Here is a 411-nt window from a genome sequence, read left to right on the forward strand (position 1 = left end):
GTGTTAGCTACTCTCTCACTGCACATGATTTTCACGTGGCATATGGACCTGAGGACTAAAGACGCGCAGTGAGTGATTGCTGTGGTGTCGCCAAGAGTTCTTTGAGATCGCCAGTTTGAGGCATTGGATGAATCGACGTTAGACTCAAGCGCTTTCCGTAGCAGATCAGGGAGGCAAGGCGCATAACCGTGAGATCAATTCCCTTCATTGTCGCTGCCGCGTTGGCGGGAACTTCGCTGGCTGCAGATGCTTCTGAGGATAACCTCCATAGAGATCCTTACTTTGATCCAGGAGGCGCCGTCAGGTTCAACTATGGCTGGCTCGACTACGGGCCGACCAGCCGCCTGCAGCTTGAACTGCTGCGTGCAGACCTTGACGCTGGAACCGGACCGTTTTCCTTCTCTGCCCAAT

1 protein-coding gene is annotated in these 411 nt (G+C 54.0%); it reads left to right on the plus strand.

What is annotated here, in order from left to right; all coding sequences use genetic code 11:
- Positions 1-188: 188 nt before the first annotated feature.
- A partial coding sequence (locus FJV41_RS56240; RefSeq protein WP_220138053.1) for a hypothetical protein occupies positions 189-411 on the plus strand: 223 nt, incomplete at its 3' end.

The organism is Myxococcus llanfairpwllgwyngyllgogerychwyrndrobwllllantysiliogogogochensis, from assembly GCF_006636215.1.
Lineage (GTDB): Bacteria > Myxococcota > Myxococcia > Myxococcales > Myxococcaceae > Myxococcus > Myxococcus llanfairpwllgwyngyllgogerychwyrndrobwllllantysiliogogogochensis.